27 protein-coding genes are annotated in these 25,194 nt (G+C 55.2%); 12 read left to right on the forward strand and 15 right to left on the reverse strand.

Annotation, left to right across the window (positions count from 1 at the left end; translation table 11 throughout):
- Positions 1-23: 23 nt before the first annotated feature.
- Genes A2V21_303365 through A2V21_303375 form a run of 3 tightly spaced genes read right to left on the reverse strand, consistent with a single transcriptional unit; the run spans position 24 to position 3,072 of the window.
- Complete coding sequence (locus tag A2V21_303365) at positions 24-1,244, reverse strand: hypothetical protein (protein ID OIJ73384.1); 1,221 nt, start codon at positions 1,242-1,244, stop codon at positions 24-26.
- 40 nt (positions 1,245-1,284) lie between these two features.
- Positions 1,285-2,427 carry a hypothetical protein gene (locus A2V21_303370; GenBank protein OIJ73385.1) on the reverse strand — a complete coding sequence of 381 codons (1,143 nt, stop codon included), beginning with the start codon at positions 2,425-2,427 and terminating at the stop codon, positions 1,285-1,287.
- Between the two features lie 30 nt (positions 2,428-2,457).
- Positions 2,458-3,072, reverse strand: a complete 615-nt coding sequence (locus A2V21_303375) for a hypothetical protein (GenBank protein OIJ73386.1) — start codon at positions 3,070-3,072, stop codon at positions 2,458-2,460.
- A 252-nt stretch (positions 3,073-3,324) separates the two neighbouring features.
- On the opposite strand from A2V21_303375, the gene A2V21_303380 reads away from it, so the two are divergent.
- The 5 genes from A2V21_303380 to A2V21_303400 all read left to right on the forward strand — a co-directional run bounded on the left by A2V21_303380 (position 3,325) and on the right by A2V21_303400 (position 7,221).
- Entirely contained in the window at positions 3,325-4,122 is a 798-nt protein-coding gene (locus A2V21_303380; protein ID OIJ73387.1) for a uroporphyrinogen-III C-methyltransferase, read from the forward strand.
- A gap of 23 nt (positions 4,123-4,145) precedes the next feature.
- Positions 4,146-4,610 (forward strand): transcriptional regulator, encoded by a 465-nt coding sequence (locus tag A2V21_303385; protein OIJ73388.1) that lies wholly within the window; start codon positions 4,146-4,148, stop codon positions 4,608-4,610.
- On the forward strand, positions 4,610-5,101 hold the full coding sequence (locus A2V21_303390; protein ID OIJ75034.1) for a hypothetical protein: 492 nt from the start codon (positions 4,610-4,612) through the stop codon (positions 5,099-5,101). Before A2V21_303385 ends, A2V21_303390 begins: the two co-directional genes overlap by 1 nt.
- Before the next feature lie 41 nt (positions 5,102-5,142).
- Complete coding sequence (locus A2V21_303395; protein ID OIJ73389.1) at positions 5,143-6,552, forward strand: hypothetical protein; 1,410 nt, start codon at positions 5,143-5,145, stop codon at positions 6,550-6,552.
- A gap of 372 nt (positions 6,553-6,924) precedes the next feature.
- Entirely contained in the window at positions 6,925-7,221 is a 297-nt protein-coding gene (locus tag A2V21_303400; protein ID OIJ73390.1) for a hypothetical protein, read from the forward strand.
- Positions 7,222-7,327: 106 nt separating this feature from the next.
- Here the strand turns inward: A2V21_303400 and A2V21_303405 are convergent, their stop codons facing one another.
- Both A2V21_303405 and A2V21_303410 read right to left on the reverse strand, forming a co-directional pair.
- Positions 7,328-7,747 (reverse strand): hypothetical protein, encoded by a 420-nt coding sequence (locus A2V21_303405; GenBank protein OIJ73391.1) that lies wholly within the window; start codon positions 7,745-7,747, stop codon positions 7,328-7,330.
- Positions 7,748-7,792: 45 nt separating this feature from the next.
- Positions 7,793-9,388 (reverse strand): nitrite reductase, encoded by a 1,596-nt coding sequence (locus A2V21_303410; protein ID OIJ73392.1) that lies wholly within the window; start codon positions 9,386-9,388, stop codon positions 7,793-7,795.
- Between the two features lie 665 nt (positions 9,389-10,053).
- Here A2V21_303410 and A2V21_303415 point away from each other — a divergent pair.
- Positions 10,054-10,704 (forward strand): hypothetical protein, encoded by a 651-nt coding sequence (locus A2V21_303415; GenBank protein OIJ73393.1) that lies wholly within the window; start codon positions 10,054-10,056, stop codon positions 10,702-10,704.
- Positions 10,705-10,773: 69 nt separating this feature from the next.
- Here the strand turns inward: A2V21_303415 and A2V21_303420 are convergent, their stop codons facing one another.
- Both A2V21_303420 and A2V21_303425 read right to left on the reverse strand, forming a co-directional pair.
- Positions 10,774-12,516, reverse strand: coding sequence for a hypothetical protein (locus A2V21_303420; protein OIJ73394.1), 1,743 nt, complete (start codon positions 12,514-12,516; stop codon positions 10,774-10,776).
- A complete protein-coding gene (locus A2V21_303425) occupies positions 12,513-13,034 on the reverse strand; it encodes a hypothetical protein (protein OIJ73395.1) in 522 nt (173 codons plus the stop codon). Before A2V21_303425 ends, A2V21_303420 begins: the two co-directional genes overlap by 4 nt.
- Positions 13,035-13,156: 122 nt before the next feature.
- On the opposite strand from A2V21_303425, the gene A2V21_303430 reads away from it, so the two are divergent.
- Positions 13,157-13,789: a hypothetical protein gene (locus A2V21_303430; protein OIJ73396.1), complete on the forward strand. Its 633-nt coding sequence runs from the start codon at positions 13,157-13,159 to the stop codon at positions 13,787-13,789.
- A 153-nt stretch (positions 13,790-13,942) separates the two neighbouring features.
- On the opposite strand, the gene A2V21_303435 is transcribed toward A2V21_303430, so the two are convergent.
- Entirely contained in the window at positions 13,943-14,296 is a 354-nt protein-coding gene (locus A2V21_303435; GenBank protein OIJ73397.1) for a hypothetical protein, read from the reverse strand.
- A gap of 468 nt (positions 14,297-14,764) precedes the next feature.
- On the opposite strand from A2V21_303435, the gene A2V21_303440 reads away from it, so the two are divergent.
- Entirely contained in the window at positions 14,765-15,175 is a 411-nt protein-coding gene (locus A2V21_303440) for a hypothetical protein (protein ID OIJ73398.1), read from the forward strand.
- Between the two features lie 354 nt (positions 15,176-15,529).
- On the opposite strand, the gene A2V21_303445 is transcribed toward A2V21_303440, so the two are convergent.
- Positions 15,530-16,258: a hypothetical protein gene (locus tag A2V21_303445; protein OIJ73399.1), complete on the reverse strand. Its 729-nt coding sequence runs from the start codon at positions 16,256-16,258 to the stop codon at positions 15,530-15,532.
- A 142-nt stretch (positions 16,259-16,400) separates the two neighbouring features.
- On the opposite strand from A2V21_303445, the gene A2V21_303450 reads away from it, so the two are divergent.
- Positions 16,401-17,027, forward strand: a complete 627-nt coding sequence (locus tag A2V21_303450) for a hypothetical protein (GenBank protein OIJ73400.1) — start codon at positions 16,401-16,403, stop codon at positions 17,025-17,027.
- A gap of 211 nt (positions 17,028-17,238) precedes the next feature.
- Here the strand turns inward: A2V21_303450 and A2V21_303455 are convergent, their stop codons facing one another.
- The 5 genes from A2V21_303455 to A2V21_303475 form a co-directional block, all read right to left on the reverse strand.
- Entirely contained in the window at positions 17,239-17,835 is a 597-nt protein-coding gene (locus tag A2V21_303455; protein OIJ73401.1) for a hypothetical protein, read from the reverse strand.
- Between the two features lie 8 nt (positions 17,836-17,843).
- Entirely contained in the window at positions 17,844-18,890 is a 1,047-nt protein-coding gene (locus A2V21_303460) for a hypothetical protein (protein OIJ73402.1), read from the reverse strand.
- Positions 18,891-18,909: 19 nt separating this feature from the next.
- On the reverse strand, positions 18,910-19,863 hold the full coding sequence (locus tag A2V21_303465; GenBank protein OIJ73403.1) for an epimerase: 954 nt from the start codon (positions 19,861-19,863) through the stop codon (positions 18,910-18,912).
- Positions 19,864-19,952: 89 nt separating this feature from the next.
- Complete coding sequence (locus tag A2V21_303470; protein OIJ73404.1) at positions 19,953-20,387, reverse strand: hypothetical protein; 435 nt, start codon at positions 20,385-20,387, stop codon at positions 19,953-19,955.
- 86 nt (positions 20,388-20,473) lie between these two features.
- A complete protein-coding gene (locus tag A2V21_303475) occupies positions 20,474-20,902 on the reverse strand; it encodes a hypothetical protein (GenBank protein OIJ73405.1) in 429 nt (142 codons plus the stop codon).
- A 206-nt stretch (positions 20,903-21,108) separates the two neighbouring features.
- On the opposite strand from A2V21_303475, the gene A2V21_303480 reads away from it, so the two are divergent.
- From A2V21_303480 to A2V21_303490, 3 genes are all read left to right on the forward strand, one after another.
- Positions 21,109-22,566 carry an RNA-splicing ligase RtcB gene (locus tag A2V21_303480; GenBank protein ID OIJ73406.1) on the forward strand — a complete coding sequence of 486 codons (1,458 nt, stop codon included), beginning with the start codon at positions 21,109-21,111 and terminating at the stop codon, positions 22,564-22,566.
- A gap of 2 nt (positions 22,567-22,568) precedes the next feature.
- Positions 22,569-23,000, forward strand: a complete 432-nt coding sequence (locus A2V21_303485) for a hypothetical protein (protein ID OIJ73407.1) — start codon at positions 22,569-22,571, stop codon at positions 22,998-23,000.
- A 333-nt stretch (positions 23,001-23,333) separates the two neighbouring features.
- Positions 23,334-23,561 carry a hypothetical protein gene (locus A2V21_303490; protein OIJ73408.1) on the forward strand — a complete coding sequence of 76 codons (228 nt, stop codon included), beginning with the start codon at positions 23,334-23,336 and terminating at the stop codon, positions 23,559-23,561.
- A 99-nt stretch (positions 23,562-23,660) separates the two neighbouring features.
- Here the strand turns inward: A2V21_303490 and A2V21_303495 are convergent, their stop codons facing one another.
- A complete protein-coding gene (locus A2V21_303495) occupies positions 23,661-25,193 on the reverse strand; it encodes a phosphoglycerate mutase (2,3-diphosphoglycerate-independent) (GenBank protein OIJ73409.1) in 1,533 nt (510 codons plus the stop codon).
- Position 25,194 lies beyond the last annotated feature (1 nt).

Consider the following 25,194-nt stretch of genomic DNA (forward strand, 5'->3'; position numbering starts at 1 on the left):
AGGGGGACAAAAGACTGCGCCTGTCATAGGCCGAACTTCGATGCCCTGTCCGTAGAGAAGACCCCTGACGGCTTGTGCGACGGGAACTCCTTTATGAGCTTGTACGTGTCAGCGTCATAGACGGCGATCTTGTCCTCCTCGCGGACCGATATATAGACCGCCTCGCCCTTGGGCGTGAACTGCGGGTCAAGCGCGCCCTTGCCGACGTCTATAATCTTTTTGACCTCCATCTTCTCTACGTCTATCACATCTACAAGCCTCTCCTCCGGGCTTCCTGGCGCTCCGACGTTATCGACCCAGACCTCCCTGCCTCCAGGCCTTGCCACCACAAATAGCGGGGTGCCGGAAACAGGAATCGATCTCATCACCTTCCAGTTTTTGATGTCGTATACTATGACCCTTTTTTCGGCGAAGGCAGGCACGAAGGCTATGTCTCCGGCTATGGCCCATGACTCAAGGTGCGGTATATGGTAGAGCGGCACCTTCTCGCCATCGGGAGAGAGCCCGGCCTTTCTTTCGCGCACGTCGAGCCTTTTCATCCCGTCGAGCTTCCAGGTATCGAGGAGCCCCATCCAGTCCGAGTTGAGCAGGCCCACGAGATAGTACCTGCCGTCAGGCGTTATAAGCTGGTCGTAGGGCGTGTCGCCCACGTCGTTGAACTTCCTTATTACGGGGAAACCCTCCTGCTTCATATCGACTACCCATACGGCGTTGCCTTCCATGAGGCCGAATATCATGAGGTTGTCCGGGGTGTCGAGCGGCCCGACCGTCCGCGACCTTATCTGTGTGCCGTCGGCCGTCTCCTTTATGACGGCGGGTATCTCCTTTACGAGCTTCAAGGTCTCGGAATCCATTATGACAACGCCGCCCGGGTCGTAGTTGCAGACCATGACATATTTATTGTCCCTTGATATCGCTATGCCAATGGAATTCTCCCCTGACTTCGCCTGCCTGTCGAGCCTCATCTCGATAAGGTCGACCTTGCTGAGCGTGCCGTCCCTGGCTATGACGTAAGCGAAGCGCGCGTCCCTGGAAAAGACTATGGTGCCGTGCCTTAAGTTCCCCAGCCCCTCTACCCTGCCCAGAAGCTCATGGTTTATCGTATCGAATACCGCTACGCGCCCTTTTTCCCTCTCCACCACTACCATGAGCGCTGCCGTGCCGTATACCTTCTTAGGGGGTTCTGCCAGTGCCTGGGTAGAAAGGAGCAAGAACGTAAACGCCGCTACAAGCAACTTTCTCATGACGCCTCCTTGTAAAATACTATAGTATGAATATGGCAAGTCAGCTGATTCCAAGCTCTTCGTCCGTCAAATAACAGGCCGGGTCCTCGGCCCAGATATCCCCCGTGGCAAACTCGGCGCGCACCCTGTAGCTCCCCCCGCATATGTCGAAAAAGGCGCACTTCGCGCACCTTCCCTTCACATAGCCGCGTCTGTCCTTGAGCGCCATGAGGAGCGGGTCAGTCGAGGTCCATATCTCGCCAAAGGGCCTCTCTTTGACATTACCAAAAGAATGCGCTGTCCAGAACTGGTCGGCGTGCACGTTGCCGACGCTGTCTATGTTGCCGAGACTTACGCCTGAAGAGTTGCCGCCCCTTCCGGCAAGGAGCTTCCTTACCATCGCCGCCCTCTCCGGGTCGGACTTGACGAGCAACCGGTAAAGATAGACCCCGTCCACGTCGTTGCTGCCGGTGACTATGTCCTTCCTCCCGCCAAAAGCCCTCGCGCGGTCAAATATATAGCCTACGGCCTCTCTCGTCTCCCTGTGGTCAAGGTCTTCCCGCGCAAACCTCTCCCCCCTGCCCGCATAGACGAGATGGGCGAAGTAGCCCCTGTCTATCCCTTCCCTCTCTATCAACTCGAATATGAAGGGCAGCTCCCCTATCGTCTTCCTGCTCATCGTGAAGCGCACTCCGACGATGAGGCCGGCGTCACGGCAATGCCTCATGCCTTCTATCGCCAGCCTGTACCCGCCTTTGCTGCCCCTGAGCCTGTCGTTTACCTCTTCGCCACCGTCAAGGCTTACCCCCACGTAGACGACACCAGCGTCCTTGATCCTTTGCGCGGTCTCTTCCTCTATCGAGACTCCGTTTGTGGAAAGGATGCTCCTTACGCCCCTGGAGGCGGCGTACTCGATGAGCTTGAAAATATCGGGCCTTTGCAGCGGGTCCCCGCCTGAGAATATGAGGGCAGGCACCTTGAAGTCGGCAAGCCCGTCTATGATGGCGAGCGCTTCAGTTGTGGAGAGCTCTCCAGGGTATTCTTTTTTTCCGGAGTCGTTGTAGCAGTGTACGCAGCTGAGGGTGCAGCTCCTGGTGATGTTCCAGACCACGACCGGGCGGTCCTCACGCAAATAGCGAGCGCTATCCGTGGAGCTACCCTGGCCCGGCAAAGACTTCCCGAGAAGCTTTGATACGCTCAGCATAGCTTTAGTCCTGGATGAGAGGTAGGATAGCTACTTTGACTTATTCTGCCTGAACCTCATGTATGAGATCAGCTCGTCTATCTCGTCCGGGCTCAAAACGGCAAGACCGCCCATGCCCTTAAGATAGCCCTTCATGGGCGTGCCGGGCCTTCCCCACATGATCGTGCCCCTGAGCTCGCCATCGGATATCGACGACAGAAGGCCCGCGTCTAACAGCGGCGGGGCCATCGCGCCCTCGCCTTCCGGGCCGTGACAGCCGCCGCAGAGGATGAAATGCCTTTCGCCCCTTTGAGTATATAAGGGCGAAACTGCATGGGACGGGGCAACTACCTGCTCGCCTTCCTGCCATGATTTTATGTACGACGCTATATCTTCAATCTCCAGGCTTGCGAGCCTTCCGTTAAAGGACGGACAACCGAGCAGAGGCCTGCCATAGAGCATCGTCCCGGTAAAATAATCGAGGGTGACCGTGCGAAGGAGCCCCTCTTTCCTCAGGGCAGGGGCCTTTAGCCCCTCGCCCCCCTTGCCGTGGCATGAGGAGCAGTTTTCAATGTACAGAGTCCTGCCTTTCCCCTCCGAAAAAGCGTACGAAGGGAAGAGCCCGATGGAGATGATGACAAGGAGGGAAGCAGAGAAGAATTTCACAGATCCGATTCTATCAGAAAATGAAGAAAATGTTAACATGAAAAAGGAAATCAGGTTGACAGAAGAAGAAGTCGGTGCTAAGTTGGTTAATAGTAAAAGGCGCAAAATGTTCAGGTAAACTGCGTTTTTTGTAACAATCATCACCATATGCCGCCAGCCTCTCCTTACGCTCGTTATCCTTGGCGTATTTCTAAATATTTTGTTACAATTTTATATTTTTACTAACTCTAACGGCACTACTCAAGGTCTGATTTGACTCCAAAGGTCTATCTTGTCGGGGCAGGGCCCGGTGATCCGGAGCTAATAACCATCAAAGGCAGACGTGTCCTCGAAGAGGCTCAAGTCGTCATCTACGACCGTCTCGTCTCAGAGCGGATACTCGACCTCGCTGGAGATGACGCCGAGCTTATATTCGTAGGCAAGGAGACCTCCTTCCACTCCACTGCCCAGGAAGATATCAACCGCCTCATCGCGGCGCACGCCAGGAGAGGAAAACGGGTAGTAAGGCTCAAGGGCGGCGACCCTTATATCTTCGGGAGGGGCGGTGAGGAGGCCTCCCACCTGCATGATGAAGGCATCCCTTTCGAAGTGGTGCCTGGCGTCACCGCAGCCTCCGGCATAGGGGCCTACGCCGGTATCCCGCTTACAGACCGCCGGTACTCCCAGGCCGTGACCCTCGTTACCGGCCACCGCATGAAGGGCGAAGGGCTCGAAGACCTCAACTGGGCCGCCCTTGCCGGGCTTGGCCACACCCTGGTCTTCTACATGGGAGTGGCCAATATTTCCGAGATAACCGGCAAGCTCATGGCGAACGGTCGGGCTCCTTCGACTCCGGCGGCTATGGTCAGCCGCGGCACAATGCCGGGGCAAAGGACGGTACTCGGCACGCTATCCGACATAGACGTACGGTGCAGGGAAGAGGGGGTAAAGCCCCCGGCGCTACTCATCATCGGAGAGGTCGTTGAGCTAAGCCGCGTCCTTAACTGGTCCGAGCAGGCGTTGGACGAATCTCAGGTCCCGATCGACGGGCCGCTTAAATCCTTCGGCTAAAAAGGCTTTAAAAGGAGTGTGGGATGACAGATACGCTGGATGGCATTGATAAGAGCCTTCTGAACAGGATCCAGGGTGATTTTCCGTTGTCTGCCGACCCCTACTCGGAGATAGGGCGCGAGCTTGGGATAAGCGCTGAGGAGGCGCTTTCAAGGATGCGCGCCCTCGTAGAGGCCGGGGTCGTCCGCAAGGTCGGGGCGTTCTTCGACGCGCGCAAGATGGGCTACACCTCTACCCTTTGCGCCATGGACGTGCCTCAGGAGAGGCTTCAGGAGGCGGCCTCGGCCGTAAACTCGTACCCGGAGATCACGCATAATTACCTGCGGGCCGGCCACCCCAACATGTGGTTCACCGTTATAGCCGGGTCGAAAGAGAGGATAGAAGAGATAATATCCGAGATATCGGTCAAGACATCTGTGTGTCCCATACGCAACCTCAACGCGACGAAGATGTTCAAGGTGAAGGTCGACCTCAAGGTGGGGGAATGATGGAACCGAGGGACATAGAGCTTATAAGGGCGCTGCAGGACGAAGAGATATTCCTTATGCAGAGGCCCTTCGAAGAGGCGGCAAGGAGGCTTGGCTGGGGGCTTCAAGAGGTGCTTGAGCGCGCCGCGGCGCTTAAAGGTTCAGGGGTCATAAGGAGGTTCGGCGCCGCGCTCACCCCAAGGAACGCCGGGTTCAAGGCCAATTCGATGGTGGTCTGGGAGATAGCCGAGGAGAAGGCGATGGAGGCTGGAAACCGCCTTGCGGGGCACCCGAGGGTAAGCCACTGCTATATAAGGCCGTGTTTTGATGGATTCCCTTACAACGTCTACACCATGGCACACGGGAACGACCCGGAAGACCTCGAAAGGATTGTCCTTGAGCTTGCCGGGATAGCCTCCGCTGCCTCTTACAGGACGCTCGATTCGCTCAAGGAGTTCAAAAAAAGCTCTCCCGTCTATTTTCCACGGCCGACCGAGCCAGCCGGGGCCTGAGGGCCAAAAAGCACGTCAAACCTATTGGACGGAAAACCCAGATGATGAAGAAGCTGCTGCCCGCGATACTCGCCACATTACTACTCTGCGGCCATGCCTTTGCAACCGGAGAGGCAATTTATTCGAAGCACTGCTCAAACTGCCATCACCCTGAAAGATACGGACTGAGCGGACCGCCCCTGATACCAGAGTACTTCGGCATGAAAAAGGAGAAGGAGCTTATCTCTATCGTGGCTAACGGGCTTGAGGCTACGAACATGCCTGCCTTCAAAGGCCTCCTCACGGACGATGAGATAAAAGAGGTGGTGGCGTTCTTAAAGACCCCCGCCAGGACGCCGAGGTGGGAACAAGCTGAGATGCTCTCCACCTGGGATCTGGCCGTTACGGAAGACAATGGGAGAGAGGCCCCCTATGATTTAGAGAACTTCTTCATGGTCGTGGAGGGCGGCACAGGCAAGGTCCATTTCATGGACGGCGGCAGCTTCGAGGTGCTCGGCAATGTCAAGGCCGGGGCTGTCCATGGCGGCCCGAAGTTCTCCCCATCCCTCAAGGAGGCCTACGTGGTCTCAAGGGACGGATGGGTCACAAAATACGACATCGTCAACCTGAAGGAGACCGGACGGCTGAGGACAGGCATAAGCGCGCGTAACCTGGCCATCTCTTCGGACGGGACGAGGCTGGCGGTCGCCACCCTTCTCCCGGAAGGGCTTGTAATACTCGATTCGCTTACCATGAAGCCGGTCAAGACCTTTAGCGGGATAGGAGCGGTCAGCTCCGTATACGCCTTGAAGGGCAGCTCCAGATTCGTGGCTGCCCTCAAGGACAGGCCGGAGGTCATCCTCATTGATGAGTCGACCCTGGAGACCAGGACTATCGCGACAGGACAGCCCCTTACAGACTTCTTCATAGAACCGGAGGAGAGGTATATTATCGGCACGTCGAGGGGCGCCTCCGATATAACTGTACTGGACCTCAAGGAAGAAAAGGTCGTAAGGTCAATAAAATCCGGGGTGAGGATGCCGCACCTCGCCTCTGCCGCGGTCTGGAGCCAGGGCGGCTCCGTTTACGCCGCCTTCCCGCACATAGGCGAGCCCCTTGTTAGCGTTCTAAGGCTCTATGACTGGGAGCTTGTGGCCGAGATAAAGATGAAAGGCCCCGGCTTTTTCGCCCGTACTCACGAGTATATCCCGCATATCTGGGTGGACACAGGCACCGATACGGTTGAGCTCATAGACAAGAAGACACTAAAGCTCGCTGGCGAGGTCATCCCTCAGCCCGGCAAAAAAGCGATGCACATCGAGTTCACCAAGGAAGGCTCCTTCGCGCTGGTGAGCGTGTGGGAGGACGACGGCGCCGTCGTGGTCTATGATACCCGCACGCTAAAGCCTGTAAAGAGCCTGCCTTTCAAAAAGCCGGTCGGCAAATACAACGCTACGAACAAGAGGTTCTGAGCTGATCCAGGCACGTTAAATGCCTGCCAGACAAGCTATTCCAGCGCCAAAGGCCGCCTCCTTAACCAGGAAGCCGCTTACCGGTTCAAGCGCCTTCCTGTCGCATGCGGCATTTTTGCAAGCGGAAGTAAAACGACTGTTTTTAAAAAGAAAAAACCAATACATCAAATGTAATGCATTCCATATTGCCGCATCATAACAAACAAGGCCAGCTTCCCCGCCAGTAATCCCTCATATTACATTGTTTTTTAAGCCACATATTACCGGCACGTCTTTTGCAATCAACACAATCCGGACCGATCCATCCCGAATCAGGAGTGGAGAAGGCATGCGCTCTTTTGCTTTTATGAAATCTTTTTAAAGGAGGAAAGAATGAAAGGGTTTTACCTGACGATCGCAGCTCTATTATCTATCTTCGTATTAAGCACTACCGTGAAGGCTGAAGAGCTTCTGGACGCGGACAGGATAATATCCGCGATGGAGGACAACTACAACGGCTACACCTACAAGAACGTCCACAAGCTGGATAGCTTCATCGCCGCCCTCGGCGACCAGTATACCCCGGAAAGGTATCAGGCGATCATGGACCCCGCCAGGTTTACCGGTCTCCTCAACGAGAAGCATGCCGAGCAGGCCTTTGCAACCTGGTTATTCTCAGAGAGAAACTAAGGACAAAAGAGAGGCAGACATGAAAGCCGGCCGTGATTTCACGGCCGGCTTTCATTTTTGGCTACATGCCTAAACACCGCCAGGATGGCCAGTTGCGGTTTGAACCCTAATAGCTGATCTCATCTATCAGGGCTATCATCTTAAGGAACCTGTCGCCCTGCACCCCGCTTGCGATGCTAATGGCCTCTTCCTCTTTTCCGGAGAGGATAAGGGGCACAAGCACCTCTTCGCGGGTCTTTTTGAACGCATCCCAGGTATCTACCAGCAGCTTGTACCTGCTCGCCTTCGCATCAGGCACCCTGATCTGGGCAAGTGTCGCGCTTACCGCGTCAGCCGTCTCTTTTATCTTTTTCTGCTGCTCCGCTCCGCGCATATCCGGGTGCTGGATCATAAGAGTAAGAGAGTTCCTGGCATCTATCATCTTTGCCTTGAGGTCCCCGAAAGTCCCTGCCGCCTCAACAGCCGAGACCATTACATACAAGGAAACCACGAGCAAGGCTATGAAGCCTTTGGAATTTAACCGCATCTGCTCTCTCCTTTGATATCTGTTTTTGCCATACGTCACCAGACGTCAATAGATGTCCCACATGGTATTGTATACGTTAAACTTGCCAGTAGGTGTATCGACCTTTATCCTGTTCTTTACCTTCCTGGTCTTGTCGTCTATGACGATTATCTCCCCTTCCCTGTCCCAGACAGACAGCCATACCTCGTCCCCGGCCTTGTTGTACTCCATGTGAACTATCTTGCCGTGGTCGGTGAGCTTCATGTCGACCGGCTTTGCGTCGAGGTTCTTCTTGCTGTAAACGGTGACCGTCTGAGCAATGGTGAGGTCCTTGCTGAGGGTGTTATCCACCCAGATATTATCGCTCTTCGGATGGGTCTTGATGAAGAGGCCGTTTCCGGATACCGGGAGTTTCCTTACGACCTTCCAGGCATGCTCCTTGTGCTTCGCCGGGTCTGTGCCGATGACCGCCACCATTGGCTCGCCAAGGTGCGGGGTCGCCCAGACAGGGCCGTACTTCGAGTCCACCCAGTTCGCGCCCCTGCCGGGGTGGGGCTTGTTGCCGGTCTCTACGAGGGCCGCGAGCTTTCTCTCGACGGTGTCGATGACTGCGACCTTGTTCCTCATATTGGCCGCGACGAGGAAGTACCTCTTGGATGCGTCCCAGCCGCCGTCATGCAGAAACCTTTCGGCGTTTATCTTGGTCTCGATCACCGTGCCGCTGTCCACCTTGCTGTAGTCAACAAGCAGCACTATCCCGGTCTCTTTTATGTTTAGGACCCACTCCGGGGCGTGGTGGGAAGATACTATGGAGGCGACCCTCGGCTCCGGGTGAAACTCGTTTGTGTCGTACGTGTAGCTCCGGGTGCTCACGACCTTCAATGGCTCGAGCGTATCACCCTTGAGGATGACATAATGGGGCGGCCAATAGTTGCCGACGACCGCGTATTTGTCGGTGAAGTCGCCGAGCTTGCCCTTGTACTTGCTCGTGTCTACCGACCTCGCGTCAAAGCCGGTCTTTATCTCGGCCACGATGTTGGGGGTCGGCGACCAGAGGTCTATCATCGTCGCCTTGCCGTCGCGCCCTATCGAGAACATGTACCTGCCGGACGCCGAAGTCCTCAAGATATGGACGGCGAAGCCGGTATTTATACTGGCGAGTATCTCTTTGGTATCGCCGTCGATTATGCTGACCTTGCCGATATCCCTCTGGATGACCCCGAAGTAGTTCAACCAGTTCCTCTTGGGAGGCTGCGTGGGCCTTTTATCGACAGGGACGATGAGCTTCCATGAGTCCTTTATCTGCTCCATGCCCCACTCTGGCGGCTGAGGAGGGTCGCTGTGCATATAGGCCGCGACCATGTCGATCTCTTCTTTGGTCAGTATGTCCTTATGGGGCGGCATGCCCCCTTTCGTGCCTTCCGCGATTATAAGCGACAATGACGCTGTAGGTATGGCGCGGGTCTTGGCTGGCTCGAGGTTCGGCCCTGTGGCGCCTTTCCTCAGGGTCCCGTGGCAACCGGCGCACCGGTCGAAGTATATCTGCTTGGCCTTGGCGAAATTCTCTTCTGAAAGGGCGGCCTCCTGGGAATAGGCCGCGCCAGCCGCAGAAAGCAGGACTACGGCGAGTAATATGGACAGGAGACTGAGCTTATTGACCATAGACAGGTTCTCCTCTTTTTTTGCGGGTTAAAAGGTTGGGGTCAGAGTGAAAACGGCAAATAATCCTTCCATAAGAGATATCGTTTTCAGGCGAATGATGTCTCAGGAAGGATCTCTCATTTCTTTTGCCAAAGGCTCTACGGCTTGATACTCGCGTACTCTAATAGGGTAACTGGTACCCTGGCGCGGAGGTTTGTGACGTGTTGACGAGACGACCCTGGCAATGGATGCCAGGAGAAGGCATGGCGACCCTTGAATACTTTCCGGCGAGTGTGAAGCTATATGACTTAAGAAGGATTATGTCTATTATTGCCGGGTCTGGCCATGGATTCTCTTGCCCCTCCGATTTGTGAAGGAAGTCAAAACAAGCCCGTACGAGGGCCGGCTCAGGTCAGCGAATATCAGGTTATTTCAGCGGCACCTCCTTTCACGCGGACTTGGGAAATTCGCAGGTAAAGAGACAACCACCCCCTTCCATTCGAGAGAAACGTCTTTGGGGATTGTACAAACAATATATCAACCTGGACTTGATGTCAACTGAAAATCGGCCCGGCTGCCGTTAAAAAACAAATATGGTTCCTATAGTGCTGGATTTCAGCCTGACGATTACCTATAATGCGTAAGACCGTCGAATAAAATCTCAGACGGACTTAAAGGAGAGAAAAATGATACGCGCCAAAATACTCATCTCAGCTCTTGCTTTTTTGATAATTACAGCCTCGTACGCTATCGCCGGGGGACAGCACACAGGGACCGTCCTCGAGACCGCGGAAGGCGGCGGGTACACATACGTCAAGGTCAAGGAAAAAGGAGAGGCCTTCTGGATAGCGGGCCCGCAGACCAAGGTAGGCAAAGGGGCTACTGTAAGCTTCTCGGAACAGGTGTGGATGCCGAACTTCAGGAGCAACGCGCTCAATCGCACATTTGACAAAGTATTGTTCGTAAGCGAGATCAAGGTCGGTTCATCCAAGGGCGCGCCTGCCAAGAAGCCCTCCAAAAAATCCAAGGCGGCAAAGGCAGCCAAGGCATACACTATCGAGCAGATCTACGCCAACGCCTCTGGCCTTAAAGGGCGCGTCGTCAAGGTCAGCGGGAAGGTCGTAAAGGTATCCGAGAACATAATGGCCAGGACATGGGTGCATATCCAGGACGGCACCGGTGAACAAGGCACAAACAACCTTGTTTTCAGGACCACGGATACGCCGCCTGCCGTCGGTTCGGCTGTTACCGCCCAGGGTACGGTCGATACTGATAAGGACTTCGGGTTTGGGTACTTCTATGCAGTCATCATCGAGGATGCTACCTTTTCAAAATAAGATCTCTGCTCCCGGATCGTAAAGCTGGGCCCGCCAGGGTTGACCTGGCGGGCCCAGCCCGTTTGAAGCTCAACGCAACGAACCCAGCTTCGGCAACGGTATAACTCCCCTTGCAGCCTCAGCGAGAAGCTCGTCGAACTTCTTTAAACGCTCCCCTGCTATTCCGTTGACGTCTATAAGCCCCTTGAAGCTGCCATTGAGCTCCTTGAGCGGCTCCGCAGTCTTTTCCAGGAGCTCACCCCTCATACCGCTTTCGAAGGCTGCCACTTTATCCCTCAAGGCGCCCCCGACCGCGCCGCTTAAGACCCTGTCCAGGTCTGAAGAGACGCTCAAGCCATACGCGTCGAGCTTACCGTCGACTTTCGCGTCGATATTAAATGCCTTAACGTCAGAGAACGCGGCGGCGATAGTATCGAGCATGGGGTTCTTCTCTGCCTTGACCGTTGCTTCTGTCAACGCCGACCTTACGGCAGAGCCGATATGCCCATTTATCATACCCCCCTTCACCTCGGCATTAAGGTCAAAGTCCGCGAGCGCCTCTTTTAAGGCTACCGTCATGTATTCATTGTCTGTAAGCAAAAGATCGTGAAGCCTGTACCCCTTGACAGAGAAGTTTATTATATCCCTGGGGCTTTCAGGCGCCACCCTGTTTATCTCGCCTTCGAGGAGCGCTGATGTTAGCCCCTTTAGCCTCTCGCCGTAGAACCTTATCCTCATGGGGCTTCCGAGTATATCCTGGTCCCCTGTTATGTTCGTTACAGCCCCTGCGATATCTCCTGAGGGGATATTGAATGATACAGAGGCCTTTCTGATGAGAAAATCCGGCAACGGCCTGTACTCGTGGAACTGGACGTCGACCCCCCTGCCCCTCAAGCTCTTTTGCACCTCGGCCCCGCCCTCCTTGCCTTCGCGTGAGACTATCCTGTCGAGCTTCTCACGCCATTCAAGGCCGTTTTCCACCCACTCGCGTACCCTGCCGCCGACAAAAAGACTGCCAAGGTTCTTAAGCCCCTCGGGTGAGATGGAATACTTGCTTACTATCTTCTGAACATCTCTGCCCGGCGCTAAAGCGGCCGCCTCAACCCTTTTCCGGTAATCGGCGGTCTTCACGGCAACGGTATCCTTGAAGACGGCTACGCGCTTGAGGTCAGCCTGTATCTCGTTTTTAAGGGCTAGCGCCTCGCCCGCCCCGCCTACTATGCCGCCGAAGCCCCGAGAGCCCTTCAGGGCCGCTATACGCCTTTCATACTCCCTTATCTTCTTCTCGTCAGGCAGGGCCTTCAGCTCCTTTTCGAAGTTCTCCCTGTCCGCCTTTACTTCTTTATTTAGCCCTTCTATCTCTTTTATCGACTCGATCTTTTCCTTTTTAATGACCTCATCCACTTCAGGCAGCTCAAAGGTCAGGAGCTTCAAGGCCTCCTCTTCCGGGCCTTTGCCTTTTTTTGCCCTGCCGATAGCGCCTGAGCTCTTGCGTTGCGTATTGAGCCTCACGCCCTCAACGGCCATCTCTTCTATAATATACTTCTTGCGGATGAGGTTCGCTCCGTCGATGGTGAATGCGATGCGGCCGGCCTCGAAGGCGTTCTTCATCGGCTGGCCTGGGTTTGTCACACGCAGGCCGTAAAGCGTAAGCCCAAGGGGGAATAGCGTCAAGTCGGCCTCGCGAAGCTCGACCTTCGCTCCGACAATGGCCGTCCCTGTCTTTTCTATCTGGCGCTTGATGATGACATCGATAAAAAGAAACCAGAACGCGAGCAGTACCGCCGATAGGACGAAGAAGGCCAGGAGCCCTTGCCAGCGTATCCACTTCATAGCCTGCCCCGTAACTTACTGAATGACATGTAGTACTCGTAGAACTTGCTCGCGGTTATGGTCTTAGCCAGAGGGGTCTTTTTAAGCCATGTCAGCACGTGCTCGCGATACTTCCTGATGGCGTAATTCAAAGATAAAAGCAGCGGGATGAAAACGACGATTGAGAAAAGCAGGCTCCCCATGACAATGGAGTTATAGAAGTTGGAGAGCTTGAAGAGAGTAATATTGTAAAGCGAGGTCCAAAGGCCGGAGAGCCCTCCGATGGAGAGCGCCTTGAAACCTATAAGATGGAAAATCGGGTCTAGCGCGTACGCGAAGGCGCTGAAGAAGGCAAGGCCGAGCATGAAGGAGGAAATATTGACCTTAAGGCCGAGGACAAGAAAAAATACGAGGATATTGTGGAGGCTTAATAGAGGCGTAAGGCCGGCTATCATCGACAGGCACAGAGCAAGACTTATCTGGCCGGGCGCCGTCCCGGAATTGAGGACTACAAGAACTTTCGCTACAGTCCTTATCATATTATGATTATATAGCAGGAAAGCAGGAAGAGGCTTCTATCGATCCCTTCCCTCACGCGATCCTTTCGGGTGCGGCTATTTAAATCATGGATTCTTTACGGCCATCTATGTAGAATAACCGCATGAGATCCATACCCGCACTTCTCCCGGCTCTTTTCCTCGGGCTGGCCCTCTTTGCCGCCAACGCCACGTCCATCTATGCCCATCCGCCATCGTACTCGCCTGCAAGGCCGCAACAGGAGATAGACGCGCTCGATTTTTCGCCAGCAAAGGGCAAGTTCCTCGTGGCAAGCAGGAAGATGAAAGACCCGATCTTCAAATCCGCCGTAATACTTCTGGTGGACAGGAACAATCTGGGCTACACGGGACTGATCGTTAACCGCCCCATAATGAAGCTCAAGGACTACAATGTAAAAGGTCCGGGAGGGGACGATCCGCTCTTTTTCGGCGGCCCGGTCGAGGTCAGCAACCTCTGGATCCTCGTCCGTTCAGAAGGGCCGTCCGAGGGATGCAACCAGGTCCTGGCAGGCGTGTGCGTGAGCACAAGCCAGGGACTGCTGATGAACAATATGAACGCCGGGGCCGGGCCTCAGAAGTTCCGGGTCTACGCGGGATATTCAGGATGGGCGGCGAACCAGCTCGAAAGGGAACTGGCAAACGGCGGATGGCACCTGGTCGACGCCGACGCGGAGGTGATATTCGCGAAGGAACCTGGGGAGATATGGAATGAGCTTGTGCCTGCTGAAACCCGGTAAGCAAGTACTGGAACCGCACATTGACGGTGCTTTTAGCCACGATATCGCTACGTCAATTGAAAACAGGGCAGTAATTTTCCATATAATCGGGAGAGTCTTTCAGGGCAGAAAGGCGGGGTGCTCAGGCTCAAGATATAAAGCCCGGCTGCTGGTTCATTCCGCAACACTCCAGGTATAAAGGCGCATGCCGGTCATAAGGCTTCTTTTTATAAGCTTTGCGAATGCCGACTGCTCTTCATCGGGTTCAGCAGCTTTTTTTTCCTGTTTTTTCCTGACCGGCTTGAGGACCTCGCCATCATCATATCTGGCGGAGTTGGCCTTAACGAGGTCGCTGCATGATACCCCGGTGCCGTCTTCGAAAACGTCCTTGCACCTGTCCATCGCGCCTTCATAAGAGCTTTTCGCCTGAACGTAGACAGGGGCGGCAGCGTGAGCAATAGATGCGCGCCTGCCCTCTTTTGGCTCTATTACAATGACCGAGCAGCCTGAGAGCAGGAAAAATACCAACAAAAACGATAAAAAAACGGGAGACCTCTTCCTCATCGACTCTCCATTCAAGCTAGCGGTCCAGAATCTAAGTATAAACGCGGAACAGAACGAGTCAAACCTGCCCCTTCTCATGCCTTTTGCCATCAAGCAGAAACTACCCCGCGCGAAAGTGCTATAATTTATATATAGGAGGTGAGGTTTATGTTCTGGTATGACTGGACCGACCCTGAGATAAGGCACGTGGATGAGGTCTACATCGCCGTTACCCTCTTGCTGACCCTTGCCATGATCATCGGATGGGTCCTCATCTGGTAAAGGGATATCTTTCAGTGGAGCTGCGGCGCAGCTTCGCGTTAACGATAGCTGATGATAGCGGGGCAGAACTCAGGCTTCTTGACAACGGCAGATTATGGTCTACGATTAGATTGTGTCTGCTGTAATAGAGAGTTCTCCTCCCCATGGCTTTCATGAAAGGGGTGAAAAGAAATGCAGCTAAAACAAATCATGCAGAAAAAAGTAGTCACGGTCAGCCCTGACACTTCGATACGGGAAGCGGCCAAGAAGATGAAGGACTACAGGATCGGCTATCTCCTTGTCACCAACGGAGAGTCCGTAAAAGGATGTCTCACCGACAGGGACCTGGTGATCTGGCTTGCGGGCGGCAAGGAACCTGACACGACCAGGATAAGCTCGATAATGCAGACGAACGTAGTAAGCGCCACACCGGAAACGGACGTCTTCGAAGCCTCCAAGCTTATGGCGCGGAAAAAGATAAGAAGGCTCCCGGTAGTCGACGGCGGCAAGCTTATCGGGCTGGTCTCAATATCTGACCTCGCGTCAGTGATCGAGGAAGAGGTAGACAACTTCTTCCACGTCGAAGAGGCTTACCAGATATAGGCTTAAGAGGCTGCTTTCCCGGAACGGGATACCCGGCTGACAAGAGGAGAGAATAAGGGACCGTCCTTGGGATGGAACCCGAAAAGCTCCTCTCATTGGCCGGAGATACCCGGGCCGGGAAAGTAAATTGAGGCAGGAGGGAAACCTCCTGCCTCAAAAAAGGCTTCGCGGGGCGGTAAAACCCGATCGGTAAGAGAAGAGCTAATAAAGTGTCATCTTCGGATGATAACTTGAGCTCTTCTCTTACCGACCGGAAGAAAACGCCCCGCGGAGGCAAAAAAAGGCGGCAGGATAAAACCTGCCGCCTTTTTTTATTGTCGGGTCTTCATCTTCGAGGTATCGCTCCCTGCCTGCCTATTGTCCGTCGCGCTCGTCGATTTCAGTATTATTTGGTTCAGTATTTGATTCAGCATTTGGTCCTGCCTTTTGCCTGCCCCGTCTCTTTGCCGGCCTGTTCGTTCCGCGGGACCTCTCCATGCGCTCCTTTATCATGTCTATCCTTTTGCCGAGGCCGAAGACCTCGCCAAGAGGCTTCGCGAGGCGCTTCCTCGTATCCGGGTTAGAGTACCTCACATAGACCATGCCGACCACGGCGGTTACAATGCCGCCTATAAGGTCGTTGATGAGGTCCCACATGGTGTCGCCAAGGCCGTTCTGGGTCATCTTGCCGAAGAGGGTATCCACAGTGAACTCACCAATTTCCCAGATACCGCCCATGGCCATGGCGAACGTAACGGTAAAAAGCCCGATGAACGGCAACGAAAGCCGCACTTTGCGTGTATAATTTAAGGAGTAGACGACCACAAAGGCCAGCAGGCCCACTACTGCGCTGCCGTAGACGTGCAAGGCCTTGTCGTAGAGCCAGACCCGCTGGTAAAAGTTGAGCCATTCTCCCATGAATGTATTCAGGAATATGGAGAGCGTTATGAGGAGGTCAAGCTCAAATGGCAGGGTCACCCTGTAGCTCCTCTCAAGGAGGCTCGGTATCATTGAGAGGGCGACGGAGAAAACGATAAGGACCGAGAAGAGGTAATCACCTCTTGAGACCGCCACCGGAAGAAGCAGTACCATCAGAAGCTTCATGAACCAGGAAAGACCCGTTGTTATGGACAGGGTCCGCCAGTTCTTAAGCATATTTACGATGCTCAGCATAGAGGGCGTCCGCGTGCTATGGTTTTCGGTAAACCGTATAATTATTATACATGGAAGGCCTCTTGGCAAGTAAATGCTAAAATTTTTACTCTACAGGCTTTGGGCAGTCACTTTACCCCTCCTCCTTATCTATAACGGGGCGGCCGCCTCGCCTGTTCCTTCTATACCTTACGGCCCCGGAGCAGCTCCACTGCCTCCGATGCTGAACTTTAATCCCGGCCCACAGGATAACGGCGGTCTCGTCGACCAAAAGGAGCGCTTTAGCGATGACCCGCCCGTTACCGGAGAGACGGGCCGTCAAGCGGTAGTCTCGGGCAGGATGACGAGGCTTTTCAGGTCCATAATGGAGTTCGGGTCAGGCTTCCCTTCCACGCTCTGCGAGCTGGTCGAGAACATCTACACAAGGGGCAGCGTGACCAGGTCACCGGCCGGTGCTGGTGCCGGGCTATCCGAGATCCTTTCAGATGAGAGCCGGGTCGTAGGCACCGGGGTCGGCTACGACATAGGAGCAGGGCTCAGGGTCCAGGGCTTCGGCGTATTTGACATGGACGACAACAGCGCCTTTGCAGGCCCTGCCTTGAGATTTAACGTACAGGAGTACATAGACCTGACTACCGGCATGCAACTCCTTATAAACGAGGATGAGAGCCGCTTTGAGCGGCAGGGGCTCTATTTCGCGGAGTTCAGGTTCCAGTTCTGACAGGCTGCCCAGGGCCCTTTCGGGGATATAATCAATATATGGATATTGTCGAAGAAAAAAAGGAAGGCCGAGCGGAAGATATATGTCCGGTCTGCGGATACTCTCTCGATGAGTGCGTCTGCTGCGCCGAATGCGGCCATGTCTGCCCGCTTGAGGCCGGGCTCCCGTACTGTCCGGTCTGCAGCCCCGGAAGAGGGAAAGCCGCTGAAAGTTAATCGAGCTTCTTTCTGACTTTTAGAAGTGCCTTCCTAAGCTCACCGACGCTCTCGTCAAGGCGCTTCTGCCTTCTCAAGATGTAAGACGGGTGATAGACCGGCATGACCGGCCTTCCTTCAAATTCCAGCCATTCCCCGGCCATAAAATCGCTATCGGGCAAAAGGGCAAAAAAGGCGGTCTTGCCTACGGCGATTATGACATCAGGGGCGATTATATCGATCTCTTCCATAAGGTAAGGGATGAAGAACTCTCTTTCGTCCTTTTCCGGCTTCCTGGTCCTGAGCCTCTTCGTCTCTACGTTAGGCCATATCTTGAGGACGTTGGTGATATAGATATTCTCTCTTTTTAACCTCAGGGCGTCCTCAAGTACCTTCACGAAAAAAGAGCCGGCCTTGCCAACGAAAGGCCTTCCGAGCCTCGTCTCGTCACGCCCTGGGGCCTTGCCTATGACCATGACGCGGCACGGCGCCGGCCCCTCCCCGAAGACAGACATGGAGCCTCTGAAACGCCTTGAGCACGTCTCGGAGAGCCTCCTTCTCAGGGCTTCGATCTGTTTTGATGGCTGTTTTCCCGGCTTTTTTGCGGGAGCCATTCAGGACTTCAGGGTTGGCGAAAAAGGTTGAGCGTGCCTCTTTCGCCGTTAGCGTCTTCCTTTTTCTCTTCAGCCTTTGCGGCTGCAGGCTCGTCCTCGGCTACAGGGGCCCCGCCCCTGTAGATATACCTTTCGAAGAGCTTCTGGTACGAGGTCCAGTTCGAGCCGTCCCCCTTATCGGTTACAAGGGACCTTACCATCGTGACCTTGGCGTCAAGGTCGTCGATGTAGGAGAGTATTATCGCCTCGATGGTCTTTGGCCTCTTGGGTGAGCCGAACTCGAGATGGCCGTGATGCGACAGGACCATGTGCTTGATAAGTACGGAAAGCTCCCTCGGAAAATCCGGTATGGCGGAGGCCTTCCTGTCGATAAGCTCTACCCCTATGGTGATATGGCCCAGAAGGCGCCCCTCGTCGGTGTAGTCGAACGACCTCTGGTACGAGAGCTCCCAGATCTTCCCTATGTCGTGGAGCATGGAGCCGGCTATGAGGAGGTCCCTGTTTATCGCCTCCCCGTAGTGCTCGACGAGCTTATCGGCAAGGCCGCACATCGAGACGACGTGCTCCGCGAGCCCCCCGAGCCACGGGTGGTGCATGCTCTTCGCGGCAGGGGCCATGAGGAACTTTCCCCTCACCTCAGGGTCGGTGAATATGGCCTCAAGGAGGGCCTTCACATGCCTGTCCTTGAGGCTCGCGATTATGGAATCTATCTCAGAGGCGAGGGTCGCCGGATCTTTGGCGGAGGCGGGGAGGAAGTCCCTCAGGGAATAGGCGTTTTCCGCAAGCGCCTTCACCGCCGAGACGTTCATCTGTACGCCGCCCTGGTAGGCCACCGCATAGGCCTTGACCGAGACGACGTCGTTTTTATTGAAGGCCTTCGCTATCTCCTCGGCGTCGTCCCATACCCGGGCCTCCATCTCGCCGGATGAGTCCATGAGCCTCAGGCTTAAGTACGCCTTTCCGGACTTGCTTATCCCGGTCTCCTTTTTCGAGACGAGGAAGACGTCCTGTACGCTGTCCTTCTCCCTTATGTCCTTTATATAGGTCTTTTTCAATCGCTCTCTCCGGGGGCTTTTAAGCCTTCTCCCTTTCAGTGAACCACCTTACGTACCTTTCGACCCCTTCATCTATCCTTACCGTCGGGCTGAAGCCCAGGAGCCTTTTGGCCTTTGTAACGTCGGCATATGTTATGGGCACGTCCCCTGGGACCGTGTCCGTATATTTTATCTTCGCCTTCCTGCCGAGCGCCGCCTCGATAAGCTCTATCAGGGTCTTGACCTCGACCGTATTCGCTCCTCCAAGGTTCACTATCTCGTACCTTGAACGGGTGTATATCGCCTTCAGAAGGCCGGAGATTATATCACCTACGTAGGTAAAGTCCCTCCTTGCGGTCCCGTCACCGTAGACCTGAAGTTCCTTCCCTTCCCAGATGAGGCGGGTGAACTTGGCTACCGCCATGTCAGGCCTTCCCCTCTCGCCGTAGACCGTGAAGAAGCGGAGGCAGGTGGCCGGGAGGGAGTACAGATGCGAATAGGTGAAGCACATTAATTCTCCGGCCCTCTTTGTAGTGGCGTAAGGGGATATCGGAGTCGTTATCGGGTCCTCTTCCGAGAACGGCACCTTGCTGTTGATGCCGTAGACCGAGGAAGATGAGGCGAAGACGAAGTTCACGGTACCTGTTGAGCGCGCCGCCTCGAGGAGGTTAAGAGTGCCGACACAGTTTACCTCTTCGTAAAGGATCGGGTCCTCTATCGACGGCCTCACCCCGGCCCTTGCCGCCAGATGGCAGACCGCGTCCGGCTTTACGGAGGCGAAGATGGCCTCCATCTTCTTTTTGTCCCTGATATCGGCCTCGAAGAGGCTGAAGGAGGCCCGTTCCTTATAGGCCTCCACGTTCTCCCTCTTGAGCTTTGGGTCGTAGAAGCCGTTGAAATCGTCTATTACAGTAACGTTCTCGCCGCGGTCAAGAAGCGCGGCCACAAGGTGAGAGCCTATGAAACCGGCCCCCCCGGTCACTATTATTTTCATGCGGTAAAGCTATCATAGTTGAACTCGAAGGGTCAAGAGAAAGGGGCTTGAAAGGGCGGCAGACGCGCCCTTTCAAAGGCCGCCTCACCTCATGGATTCACGAGATTCCCGATATTGCCCCTCAAGGCAAGCTCCGCCCCTTCAACGTCCTCGGTGTCCTTGTTAGGATGGTGCAGGACCTCTATCTTGTCCCAGTCCTTGAACTGGGCCCCAGGCACCCTCGCTATGTAAGAGCCTCTGCCATCGCCGTCGCTTACAAACGTAAGGTCGCCAGAACCCACGCCCACTTCGCCGAGCATAGGCGTCACGTCGATGAGCCAGATAGAGAAGACCGAATTCGGCTCAAGCCCTGTAGCGGCTATCTTTATCTGCTTCTGCCCTCCAGCTATGTCGTCTATAACGGCCTCGCCCCTGGCGTCGTCCCATACCTCGCCCCTGAGCTCGATCACGCTTGGCGAAGCGTACGCCCCCGCGGCCGAAAGAAAGAGCGCCGCAAGAGCGGATATTAGCTTGATGTATCTCATCTCATACCTCTTTCCCCAATGGCCTCAAAAAAAAGAAAAAGGCCTCCGGCCTTGGGCGGAGGCCTTTTATCCTGCTGGCTTTTTCATCAGCCCAGGTCACCCCTGAGTGCTACCTGCGCGTTGTCCAGGTCGGCTGGGTCGCCGTTCGGATGATGAGCGATCTCGATTACATCCCACCTTAACATCTCGCCATCCGGCACCGACGCCACGAACCGGCCGTTCCCTGCCGCGTCTGTCCTAAACGCGTAATCCCCTACCCCGAGCCCCTTAAGTCTGGACGGAGCTTCCCTGGTGAGCCATACCGTATATACGGCGTTAGGCTTAAGTCCGCTCACATCGACCGTGACCTCGTTCACGTTGAGCCCGATATCGGAGTAGGATATCTCTACGTTTCCCTTCGCGTCCGGGAAGCTCAAGAGGCCCTCGAGCGGTATCGTAGTATACGCGGCGTACCCGGTTGATGTAAAAGCGGCCACGACAATAGTCAATGCGGCCGCAAGCAAGCTCTTTTTCATTTCACACCTCCTTTGAGTTCAAAACCCCTGAGTACCGATGCGGAAGACCCTATGTCCGCATAATGCCTCATATTTAGATTGTAAACCCGCAAGGGGGCTTGTCAAGCTCACGCGGCGGCGGTGGAATCCGGAGCAAAACAAGATCGCTTTTTTCTGATAGAGTATTAATTATTAATCCAGTCCATCTTTAACAATGAGAGGCTTATATGCCTTTGCCTTCAGCCCTGAAAAGGGTCTCAGAGACCGTCTGGGAGCTGCCCACAAGCTACAAGGAGGGCATGCTCGTCCCGGCGCGCGTCTTCGCCACGGAGAAGCTCATAAAGGAGATGGACGATGGCGTATTCAATCAGGTCACGAACGTCGCCTGCCTGCCCGGCATAGTGAAGTACGCCTACTGCATGCCTGACGGCCACTGGGGCTACGGCTTCCCGATAGGCGGGGTTGCGGCCATGGACCCTGTAAAGGGCGTCATCTCCCCTGGCGGCATAGGCTTCGACATCAACTGCGGCATGAGGCTCGTCCTCACGAGCCTGACCTTTGAAGAGGTGAAGCCAAAGCTCAAAGAGCTTGTGGACGCCCTCTTCTACAGCATACCCTCCGGCGTTGGCTCAACAGGCATGCTCAGGCTCAAGCGCGACGAGTTCAGGGAGGCCCTGAAAGATGGCTCCCGCTGGTGCCTAAAGAGAGGCTTGGCCTGGCCAGAGGACATCGAGCTTACCGAGGAACGCGGCTGCTTCGAAGGCGCGGACCCCACGAAGGTGAGCGAGAAGGCGATAGAGCGCGGCTTTGACCAGATCGGCACCCTCGGCAGCGGGAACCACTACTGCGAGATACAGGTCGCCAGCCCCGGGAACGTCTTCGATGAGAATATCGCGAAGGCCTTCGGCTTTCGTATACCGAACCAGGTGGCGATAATGTTCCATTGCGGCAGCCGCGGCTTCGGCCACCAGGTCGCAACAGACTACCTCAAGCTCTTTCTCAAGGTCATGGAAACGAAGTACGGGATCAGGGTCCAGGACCGTGAGCTCGCGTGCGCACCCTTTAGCTCACATGAGGGGCAGGCCTACTTCGCCGCGATGAAATGCGGCGCCAACATGGCCTTCGTCAACAGGCAGGTGATCCTCCACAGGATACGCCAGGTCTTCTCCGACGTATTCAAGAGGTCCCCTGAGGACCTTGGCCTCGACATGGTCTATGACGTCACGCATAATACCGCCAAGCTGGAGACTCACCTTGTCGACGGGAAGCAAAGAGAGCTCCTTGTGCACAGGAAGGGCGCAACGCGCGCCTTCGCCCCCGGGATGGAGGGGCTGCCGGAAAAATACAGGGACACCGGGCAGCCGGTCATAATAGGCGGGAGCATGGAGACGGGCTCGTACCTGCTCGCCGGCCTCAGAAGCGGAGAGGACGCTTTCTACTCGACCGCGCACGGCAGCGGCAGGACTATGAGCAGGCACCAGGCAAAGCGCATGTACAGGGGGACGAAGCTCCAGCACGACATGGAGGAGCGGGGCATATACGTCAAGACCGTCACGTGGGGCGGCCTTGCCGAAGAGGCCGGAGCGGCATACAAGAAGATAGACGAGGTCGTCGAGGCAACAGAGCTTGCTGGATTGAGCAAACGGGTCGTGAGGCTTACGCCCATCGGCAACATAAAGGGTTAGGGATGGAATACCGTTATCTGGAAGAGATCGCCACCGCTGACGTGGCATTTGAGGCCCGTGGCAAGGACCCGGCTGAGGTCTTCACCGCCGCGGCAGAGGCCACCGTAAACGTCATGGTCGATGAGCCGGAGAGGATAGAACGCAAGGAATGGGTTACGGTAGAGCTCGAGGACACCGGCCTTGAGATGCTGCTTTTCGACTTCCTGAACGAACTCGTCTATTACAAGGACGCCAAAAAACTCCTTTTACGTGTGGACACCATGAAGATACGTGAGTCTGACGGGAGCTACAGCCTATCCGCAGAGCTTTCAGGCGAGGAGATCGATCCGGCCAAGCACCCTCTCGGAGCTGACGTAAAGGCGGTGACGCTCCACATGTTCAGCCTGGAGGAGGATAGCGCCGGATGGAAGGCGATAGCGATACTCGATATCTGAAAGGCTCTTCTTTAAAAATCCTCTTCGAGAAATAGCTCGTCCGTCTTCTTCTTGCGAAGCGCCAACGGTGTCTGGCAATAGGGGCAGAATACCTGCTCGCCCACCCTCTCATCCCCTGCCATCGGGACTTCGACGTCGCACATCGGGCATGTAAGATAGCTGTATGAGCCTTTAGTGGACATACGCACCTCCCAAAGCTTAAACCAAAATTATCTTCTCATACCTTGTCGAAAGGTTCAAGTCCGTGCTTTAGCGCATCAATAAGCCAACTCTCCTTTCCCCTTGACGCACACTGATAAAAGACGGAAAATTATAATTAAATAAAGGTGCGCCATGCGCGAGGAGATAAGAAAATTATATCTTTCCGTAGGTGAAGTCGTCGTCCACCTGAGGCACCCTGAATGGGGGCAGGGCCGGGTGGTCGAGGAGATGAACTCTATCATTCCTGGCGGGATATCGATTATAAGGATCGAGTTCAGGTACGCGGGCAGGAGGGCCTTCGACAACAACCTCGAAAGCCTCATGTGCTGTTATCACGCTGGCGTAAGAAGGTTGGGCTGAGATTGTTTTTTGACAATAAATAAGGGCGGGAGCCCCTCCCCCCCTTATTTATTCCTGTTTAGAAGGTTGCGGAAAAACTAAAAATCACAATTCAGCCTGTCAGAGGAGCGGCTTCCCGGTCATCTCCGCAGGCTGAGTCAGTCCCATCAACTTCAATACCGTCGGCGCCACGTCCTGAAGCCCGCCGCCATTGAGTTTCACGCCTTTCATGGAGTCGTCTATCAGGATGAACGGGACCAGGTTCGTGGTATGGGCTGTCTGCGGCTCGCGCGAAGCCGGGTCTATCATCTGCTCGGCATTGCCGTGGTCAGCGGTGATGATAACGGCCCATCCACCGGCAAGGGCTGCCTCCGTTACCATGCCTATGGCCTTATCGACCGCCTCGCAACCCTTTACGGCGGCCTCGAGCACGCCGGTGTGGCCTACCATGTCCCCATTCGCGAAGTTCATGAGCATGAAGGAATAGCCCCCCCGCCCTATCTTCTCAACGGCTGCCTCGGCTATCTCTACGGCCCTCATCTCAGGCTTCAAGTCATAGGTGGGCACGTCCTTTACGGAGGGTATCAGGAGCCTGTCCTCTCCCGTAAAGGGCTCTTCCCTGCCCGCGTTGAAAAAGAAGGTTACGTGGGCGTACTTCTCGGTCTCTGATGTCCTGAACTGCCTCAAGCCGTTCCTGCTCAAGACCTCTGCGAATATATTCTCAAGCCCCTGCGGCTTGAACAGCACAGGCAATTTGAGCCTGGATTCGTACTCCGTCATGCAGACGAACCTTGAGAGGGCCGGCCTCCTCTGCCTTTCAAAGCCGTCAAACCCGTCAAGGACAAAGGCCCTTGTTATCTCACGCGCCCTGTCGGCCCTGAAGTTGAAAAAGAGGATCCCGTCCCCGTCCGATATCGCGCCTGAAGGCGTCCCGCTGTCTTGCAAGACCGTCGGCATTACAAACTCGTCCGTCTCGCCCCTTGAGTAGGCGTCCTTTACCGCCTGCACAGGGTCTATGGCAGATAAGCCCGCCGCGCCGGTCATAGCGTCGTAGGCCTTCCTGACCCGCTCCCACCTGTTGTCCCGGTCCATGGCATAGTACCTGCCTGAAACAGTCGCTACCCTCGCAGGCGAGCCGGTATCCTTCAGATACTTTACCAGCTTTTCCATATACCCCGCCCCGCTCGACGGCGGCGTGTCCCTGCCGTCGAGGAAGGCGTGGATGAATATCCTCTCAAGCCCCGTTCTTTTGAATATATCGAGGAGGCCGAAGAGGTGTTCGATGTGGCTATGGACCCCGCCGTCGGAGACAAGGCCGGGCAGGTGCAGGGCCGCGCCCCGTTCCTTAAGCGTTCTTGCCAATTCGCCTATAAGCGGATGCCTTTCAAGCTCGCCGTCCTTTATCGACTTCGTTATCCTGACAAGCTCCTGGTAGACGATCCTTCCGGCGCCCATGGTAAGGTGGCCGACCTCGGAGTTCCCCATCTGCCCTTCAGGCAGCCCCACAGAGAGGCCAGAGGTGTCGATGGCGGCAGCGGGATACTCTTTCGATAGACGGTTATAGTTGGGGGTTGAGGCGATAAGGGTGGCGTTCCCGTCCTTGTCAGGGTTTATGCCCCACCCATCGAGCACTATAAGGCAGACCTTCTTCACG

It is taken from the genome of Deltaproteobacteria bacterium GWC2_55_46 (assembly GCA_001595385.3).
Taxonomy (GTDB): domain Bacteria; phylum Desulfobacterota; class GWC2-55-46; order GWC2-55-46; family GWC2-55-46; genus UBA5799.

Bases quoted from the DNA above. Each gene is read 5' to 3' on its own strand.
- A2V21_303365 (OIJ73384.1), bottom strand. From the start codon at position 1,244: ATGAGAAAGTTGCTTGTAGCGGCGTTTACGTTCTTGCTCCTTTCTACC.
- A2V21_303370 (OIJ73385.1), bottom strand. From the start codon at position 2,427: ATGCTGAGCGTATCAAAGCTTCTCGGGAAGTCTTTGCCGGGCCAGGGT.
- A2V21_303385 (OIJ73388.1), top strand. From the start codon at position 4,146: ATGACAGATACGCTGGATGGCATTGATAAGAGCCTTCTGAACAGGATC.
- A2V21_303390 (OIJ75034.1), top strand. From the start codon at position 4,610: ATGGAACCGAGGGACATAGAGCTTATAAGGGCGCTGCAGGACGAAGAG.
- A2V21_303395 (OIJ73389.1), top strand. From the start codon at position 5,143: ATGATGAAGAAGCTGCTGCCCGCGATACTCGCCACATTACTACTCTGC.
- A2V21_303400 (OIJ73390.1), top strand. From the start codon at position 6,925: ATGAAAGGGTTTTACCTGACGATCGCAGCTCTATTATCTATCTTCGTA.
- A2V21_303405 (OIJ73391.1), bottom strand. From the start codon at position 7,747: ATGCGGTTAAATTCCAAAGGCTTCATAGCCTTGCTCGTGGTTTCCTTG.
- A2V21_303410 (OIJ73392.1), bottom strand. From the start codon at position 9,388: ATGGTCAATAAGCTCAGTCTCCTGTCCATATTACTCGCCGTAGTCCTG.
- A2V21_303415 (OIJ73393.1), top strand. From the start codon at position 10,054: ATGATACGCGCCAAAATACTCATCTCAGCTCTTGCTTTTTTGATAATT.
- A2V21_303420 (OIJ73394.1), bottom strand. From the start codon at position 12,516: ATGAAGTGGATACGCTGGCAAGGGCTCCTGGCCTTCTTCGTCCTATCG.
- A2V21_303425 (OIJ73395.1), bottom strand. From the start codon at position 13,034: ATGATAAGGACTGTAGCGAAAGTTCTTGTAGTCCTCAATTCCGGGACG.
- A2V21_303430 (OIJ73396.1), top strand. From the start codon at position 13,157: ATGAGATCCATACCCGCACTTCTCCCGGCTCTTTTCCTCGGGCTGGCC.
- A2V21_303440 (OIJ73398.1), top strand. From the start codon at position 14,765: ATGCAGCTAAAACAAATCATGCAGAAAAAAGTAGTCACGGTCAGCCCT.
- A2V21_303445 (OIJ73399.1), bottom strand. From the start codon at position 16,258: ATGAAGCTTCTGATGGTACTGCTTCTTCCGGTGGCGGTCTCAAGAGGT.
- A2V21_303450 (OIJ73400.1), top strand. From the start codon at position 16,401: ATGCTAAAATTTTTACTCTACAGGCTTTGGGCAGTCACTTTACCCCTC.
- A2V21_303455 (OIJ73401.1), bottom strand. From the start codon at position 17,835: ATGGCTCCCGCAAAAAAGCCGGGAAAACAGCCATCAAAACAGATCGAA.
- A2V21_303465 (OIJ73403.1), bottom strand. From the start codon at position 19,863: ATGAAAATAATAGTGACCGGGGGGGCCGGTTTCATAGGCTCTCACCTT.
- A2V21_303470 (OIJ73404.1), bottom strand. From the start codon at position 20,387: ATGAGATACATCAAGCTAATATCCGCTCTTGCGGCGCTCTTTCTTTCG.
- A2V21_303475 (OIJ73405.1), bottom strand. From the start codon at position 20,902: ATGAAAAAGAGCTTGCTTGCGGCCGCATTGACTATTGTCGTGGCCGCT.
- A2V21_303480 (OIJ73406.1), top strand. From the start codon at position 21,109: ATGCCTTTGCCTTCAGCCCTGAAAAGGGTCTCAGAGACCGTCTGGGAG.
- A2V21_303485 (OIJ73407.1), top strand. From the start codon at position 22,569: ATGGAATACCGTTATCTGGAAGAGATCGCCACCGCTGACGTGGCATTT.
- A2V21_303490 (OIJ73408.1), top strand. From the start codon at position 23,334: ATGCGCGAGGAGATAAGAAAATTATATCTTTCCGTAGGTGAAGTCGTC.